The sequence below is a fragment of the Actinomycetes bacterium genome, assembly GCA_036000965.1.
Lineage (GTDB): Bacteria > Actinomycetota > CALGFH01 > CALGFH01 > CALGFH01 > DASYUT01.
On record DASYUT010000249.1, the window covers coordinates 1 to 2,688 of the forward strand.

Consider the following 2,688-nt stretch of genomic DNA (forward strand, 5'->3'; position numbering starts at 1 on the left):
GTCCCGCCGCTGGGGCAAGTCCCGCCGCTGGGGCCGGCCGCGCCGCCGGGGCCGGGCGGTCCTGGCGCGGCCGGGCCTGGCGCCTGGCCGGCCTGGCCGCCGCGGGCTGGGTGCTGCTGTTTGGAGGCGTCCTGATCGGCGCCGCCACCAGCGGCGAGCGTGCCACCCCAGCCGCCCCGCCCGAGCGACCTGCGGTGGACGGCGCCCAATGCGCCCAGGCCATCGCCCGGGCCAACGAGAGCCTGGCCATGGCGGTCAGGGTCGAGCGTGCCCTCGCCGACCGCACCCGGCTGCGGCAGCTCGAGACGAGCGGGCAGCTCACGCCCGAGCGCGCCCGTCAGCTCGACGCCGTCGCCGAGCAGCGGGGCGCGATGGCGTCGTCGAGGTTCGACGCGCTCCTGGCCGGCTACCTGGAGGCGGCCGAGGGCTGCCGGGCACAGCCGCGCTGACCCCCGGCCCGGGACCGCCACGACCGGGCGGTTCGCTCGGGAACCATAGATGTGGCAGCATTCGTTCGGTTGTGCGCTCGGCTGCCACAGGACGGCACACCGGTCCTGTCCGTCCCGGATCGTGGGGACGGCACGCCGCGCAGCTGCCATGTGGCCCGTGGCGGCGCGCCACCCGGCGCCCACAGGCCGGCGTCGATGGCGCCCACCGCAGCCGCGAGCGGCTGCGGTGGGGGCCGGGGAGGAGGCGGATCCGGAGTGCAGCGCAAGCCCCCGCCCATGCCGCCGCGGTTCGAGCTGTTCAAGATCTGGCTGCTCGACCCTCGCACCCTGCGCGGGATCGGTCGCTTCAAGGTCACCAGGCGCTCGCTGCTCGCGAGCATCGTAGGCGTGTGGATGCTCTATGCCGGAGTCATGTGGCAGCTCGGCGAGCAGCCCCGCCGCAACTGCGTCACCGCCGCCTGCCGTGCCCTCCTCGGTGGGCAGCCCTTCGGTGGCCCACCAGCGATCTCCCTGGGCCCCACAGCCGACCCTGGCACGACCGGGTCGGGACCTGGCGGGCGACCCACGGGCGCGCCGCCAGCCACCGTCGGCGGACCAGGGTCCGGGTCCGCGCCGGCTAGCGGCCCGACGACCACCTCCGGGGGGCCGCTCGCGACTGGGGCCACGCCGTCCACGGCACCCGGCCCGGTCCCGACGAGCGTCCCCCCGACCACTATGGGCGGCCCAGGCGCCACGGCGCCCACCCCCGAGGCGACCACGACCACGACCGCCTCGCCGACCACCACGACGGCGCCGGACGACTGCAAGAAAAAGGACAAGAAGACCTGCAATTGCGAGAAGGAAACCAAGCAGTGTGACGGTGACGAGCCGCCCGTCGCACCAGGTGGATAGACGAGGCTGCTGGACCCTCGGGCGGGGAACGGGCTGGCCCAGGCTCGGGCGGGGGACGCGGCTGGGGCTGACCGCCGCCGAGCGAAGGTCAGGCCCTCTCCCCAGCCACCTGACCACGCTCGGCGGCGGTCAGCCGGCGGGCACCCGGCTTCGGCCGGCGGCGGTCAGCCAGTCGGCGCCCGGCCCCGGCGTCCCGGCTCGGGGCCGCCGGGCGCGGCCGTTCCGGACCGGCGCCGCAGCAGGTGGACCACGGGGTGGTGGCCCTTCTGGAAGACCTGCACGGCCCGCTCGGCCTGCCACCAGCGCCCGGCCGGTACCAGGCACCGCTCGAACAGCCTGAGGTCGTGGGTGAGCACGAGGAACGCCGCACCCGGGGCGGCCACGCGCGCCGCCTCCTCGAGCATGGCCGGGTACAGCGCCGCGTTACCCTCGTGCGACCCCATGCGGTGCCCGTAGGGCAGGTCGGCAAGCAGGACGTCGAACCGGTCCTCGCCGAGCGCGAGCCGGGTCGCGTCCATGCGGGCGAGCGCGGTCGCCCCGGTCAGCCCGGCCGCGGCCAGGTTGGCCCTGGTGCCCTCCAACGCGGCCAGGTCGAGGTCGCACCCGAGCGCGCTGGCCGCAGGCGCCCGCGCGAGCCGCTCGACCAGCAGGGTGCCCGACCCGCACATGAGGTTCAGCACCCGGTCGGACGGTCCCGGCCGCGACAGCTCGACCATGGCCGCCGCGATCGTGGCGTTCAGGGCGCCGGGCAGGTTCCAGACCCGCCATGACCGCGCGGACAGCGGCCGGGGCGAGAGCCGGGTCAGCAGGTCCCAGCCGGTCCCACCGCCGTGGGCGCGCCGGATGCGCAGCAGCAGCTCGCTGTCGTCCGGGTCGTCGGCCAGGCCCGTGCGCGCGGCCAGCTCGTCCCGGAGCCGCCTGACCGCCGCCGACCCGGCTCCGGGCACCGAGAGCCGGAACGACGAGAATGCGCCCGGCGGGTGCAGCCGCCGCGCCGCCTCGACCTGCTCGAACAGCCGCTCGTCGCCGAGCAGGGCGCTCGGCCGCCGCCCCTCGACGCTGGTGAGCAGGTAGGCAGCGACCGGCGTGCGCAGCCCGAGCAGGTCGGCCAGCGGGCCGGAGTAGTGGAACCGCACGGCCGTCCGGTCCCCGCCGGCCAGCACGCGGGCCCGCCCGCCGAGCACCCGCTCGACCTCCGCGACCACGAACGGCACCAGCCCGTCGAGCACCTCGCACTCGATGGTCCACCGCGGGGGCCGGTCGTGCCGGCTGGGCCGGATCGCCCTCCCCGGCGGCCGTGCCGGCCGCCGGGGGCGGCCGGGTCTCACCACGTCATAGGGCTGTGGAC

General features: G+C 76.7%; 3 protein-coding genes. 2 read left to right on the plus strand and 1 reads right to left on the minus strand.

The window, feature by feature from the left end; all coding sequences use genetic code 11:
* Both VG276_21605 and VG276_21610 read left to right on the plus strand, forming a co-directional pair.
* The coding region (locus VG276_21605) for a hypothetical protein (GenBank protein ID HEV8651918.1) at positions 1–449 on the plus strand (449 nt) is incomplete at its 5' end.
* Positions 450–704: 255 nt separating this feature from the next.
* Positions 705–1,340, plus strand: coding sequence for a hypothetical protein (locus VG276_21610; GenBank protein HEV8651919.1), 636 nt, complete (start codon positions 705–707; stop codon positions 1,338–1,340).
* Between the two features lie 164 nt (positions 1,341–1,504).
* Here VG276_21610 and VG276_21615 read toward each other — a convergent pair.
* The coding region (locus VG276_21615) for a methyltransferase domain-containing protein (GenBank protein ID HEV8651920.1) at positions 1,505–2,688 on the minus strand (1,184 nt) is incomplete at its 5' end.